Annotated in this window: 2 protein-coding genes and 1 pseudogene; all 3 read right to left on the bottom strand. The window is 71.7% G+C overall.

Annotated elements, in window-relative coordinates; genetic code table 11:
• Positions 1-432, bottom strand: a pseudogene (locus AC5LUJ_RS05695) (hypothetical protein); the annotation flags it as partial.
• 41 nt (positions 433-473) lie between these two features.
• Positions 474-893, bottom strand: a complete 420-nt coding sequence (locus AC5LUJ_RS05690; protein WP_445548235.1) for an ATP-binding protein — start codon at positions 891-893, stop codon at positions 474-476.
• Positions 894-1,106: 213 nt separating this feature from the next.
• Positions 1,107-3,033 (bottom strand): PP2C family protein-serine/threonine phosphatase (locus tag AC5LUJ_RS05685; RefSeq protein ID WP_493464579.1); only part of this gene is annotated, 1,927 nt, incomplete at its 5' end.

Here is a 3,033-nt window from a genome sequence, read left to right as displayed (position 1 = left end):
GTGGCCGGTGGCGAGGGCGTCGAGGACCGGCGGGTAGCCGTTCGCCTTCACCGCATAGAAGATCGCGGCCCATGGCGGTAGCGCCGCTTTCAGCCGGGTGGCATTCCCGGCCGCGACGTCAAGATCGTAAACGTACGCGCTGACCGGATCGGCGTACGCCCCGGCGGGAGGCTGTGACCCGGTGAAAGGCTGTGACCCGGTGAAAAACTGTGCGTCGGCGAAAGGCTGTGACGCGGCGAAGGCCGCTGACGCGGTGAAAGGCTGTGTCCCGGTAAAGGCCGCTGACACGGTGTGAACGGTGGGGGGACGGGCGGATCGGCCGGGGGCGCCGCCGCGTGTCTCGAGCGTGCCGCGCAGCCAGTGCAGCGTTGCCGCGGGTAGTCGGCTGACGGGCAGGGCGTGCAGCCGGCCGGCCGACGGTGGCAACTGCACGCGCGTTCAGCTCACGGCTGGACAGGTCACGGCTGGACAGGTCACGGCTGGACGGGTGACTGGACAGGTAGGTCGAACCAGAGGTATTTTCCCGAATCCACCGCCACCGCGCCCCAGCTGCCGGCGAGAGCGTCCAGGACGAGCAGACCACGGCCGCCCTCGCTGCCGAGATCCACCTGCTGCCGCTGCGGTAGCACGACGGAGGTGTCCGAGACGGAGGCGTGCACGAGACCGGGCCGTAGTTCGAGCAGTAGCCAGACGGGTGGTTTGCCGTATTTGACCGCATTCGTGACCAGTTCGCTGACCAGGAGCTCCGCTGTCCCGACGGCTTCCTCGGGCAGATTCGTGCGGGCCAGCTGCTCCCTGAGCGCGCGGCGTGCCTGCGGGACGGCCGCGGGCACGTAGGGCAGCTCGACCAGCAGGTGGGTGGCCGAGGGGCGCAACGCCGACGCGCGGGTCATCATGTCCTTTTCCACCCCGTCTGTGTATTCATTGATCACCGAATCCGACGTGACGACATCCCTGTACGTCTACCCACAGGCCGGCTATTCCAAGCACTTCCGGTCTTTCACGGTCAACGGGCGGATGCCGGATAGTTTTTATGACGTACGGTAACGGTACCGCTTGGTTCCGTCACCACCTTCAGGGGAAAGGTTGAGCTGGATCGCGGAGTGTCATGTTGGTATGCGGGCGGCGAGCACCGCGACGTCGTCACGCAGCCGGCCGCCGGCGAACCGCTCGGCAGCCGCCCGCAGCCGCTCCGCGATCCCCTTGGCGGACATCCCGGCGCAGCCGCGCAGGGTCGCCAGCAGCCGCTCCTCACCGAAGAGCTCCCGGCCACGGCGTGCCTCGACGACCCCGTCGGTGTAGAGGACGAGCGCGTCCCCGGCCCGCAGCGACACCCGCACCTCGGGAAAGATCGCGTCCTCGTCGTCGAGGACCCCCAGCAGCGTCCCCGGCTGCGCGACGAACACGGCCGTCCCGTCCGCCCGGAGGAGAACAGGCAACGGATGCCCGGCCATACAGATCGACATCACCCGTTCGGCCGTCCGCGCGTCGGACCGGGCACCCGGCCGCGCCGGGCCGGCGGGACCACGCGCCCCCGAAGGCCCTGGGCCGCCTGACCGCCCCGGCTCGTCGGGCAGGCCGGGCTCGTCTGCTGGCAGGCCGGGCTCGCTCGGGGGGCCGGGTTCGCCCGGGGGGCGCAGCTGGGCCGCCGCGAGCGTGCAGAAACGTCCCTGACCAGCGGGATTCGGGTAGCTGGTGGTGTCCCGCAACGCCCGGTTGAGATCCATCATGATGTCGGGCAGGTTGTGGCGCTGGCCCGCCAGCAGCCGCAGCACGGCCCGCGCGACCCCGGTGACGTTGGCGGCTTCCGCGCCCTTGCCGCAGACGTCCCCGATGATGATCGTCCAGCCGCCGTCCGGATCCGGGACGAGGTCAAAGAAGTCACCGCCGACCTCCAGTCCGGCTCGCGCCGAGCGGTAGGACGAGCCGAGCTCGATCCCGTCGATGCGGGGCAGTTCGGGCGGCAGCAGCCCGGCCTGTAGCTCGCCGGTCACCTCCACCTGCTGGCGGAACAGGCGGGCGTTGTCGACCGTGAAGGCCGCGCGGCGGGCCAGGTCGGTGAGCAGTTCGATCTCGTCGGCCTCGAAGCTGTTCCCGGCGGCGCGGCCGAGGGTCAGCACACCCAGCACGCGGCGGCGGGCGCACATCGCGGCGATGACGGTGGGAGCGCCGTCGACGGTGGCCACCCGCACGGTGTCGGTGAGCGCCGCCCGCACGTGGGCGACCAGCGTCCCGGCCGGGTCGCCCGCCCAGGCGGACAGGGCACCGGCCGCGGCCTCGTCCACGTGGCCGACGGCGGCCAGTTTGATCGCGCCGTCGTCGCGCAGCAGGTGGACCGTGCACCAGCGGGCCAGCCGGGGCACGGGCAGGCGCGCGAGCAGGGCCAGGCTCCGCTCGGTGTCGAGGCTGCCCGCGAGCAGGTCGGACGCCTCGGCCAGGAAGGACAGCATGCCGATCCGACGTTCCTCGGCCCGCCGCAGATGGGCACCGCCGAGAGCCAGCGCCATCCAGCGGGCGACCAGCTGGATCCGCTCCTCGACATCGTCGTGGGCACCGCCATGGACATCGTCATGGACATCGCCATGAGCACTGTCGTGAACACCGTCGTGAACACCGCCGTGGACGTTCCCATGAACGCTGTCGCGCCCATGAACGCTGTCGCGGACACTGCCGTGGACGCCGTCCTCGTCGTCGAGCCGGTACCCGCGGGCCGCGCCGGTGGGCGCCCTGCCGGTGGGCGCAGGCAGGCCCGGTGCCCACAGCAACAGCTCTCCGACGATCCCGTCACGGGAGTCCAGCGGGATGCGCCGGGCGTCCCGCTCCGAGCCGGTCGGGCCGAAAGCCGCCACCACCTCCGCCGTTTCCGCCCGGTTACGGCTGCGCCGCACCAGGCCCGCCCCAAACGACGGCAGCGCGTCGAGGAACTGCGCCAGCAGCTCACCGACCTCCTCCTCGGCCGACAGGACGCGGGTGAGGGCCGGCGAGAGCAGCCGCGCCGGCCGGCGCGGGCCCACCACCGCGCCGCCAGCGCCT

This window comes from Protofrankia sp. CiP1_Cm_nod3, from assembly GCF_982290655.1.
The sequence above is the reverse complement of the archived record's forward strand: the minus strand, read 5'-3'. Positions and strand labels throughout refer to the sequence as shown.

Bases quoted from the DNA above. Each gene is read 5' to 3' on its own strand.
- AC5LUJ_RS05690 (WP_445548235.1), bottom strand. From the start codon at position 893: ATGACCCGCGCGTCGGCGTTGCGCCCCTCGGCCACCCACCTGCTGGTC.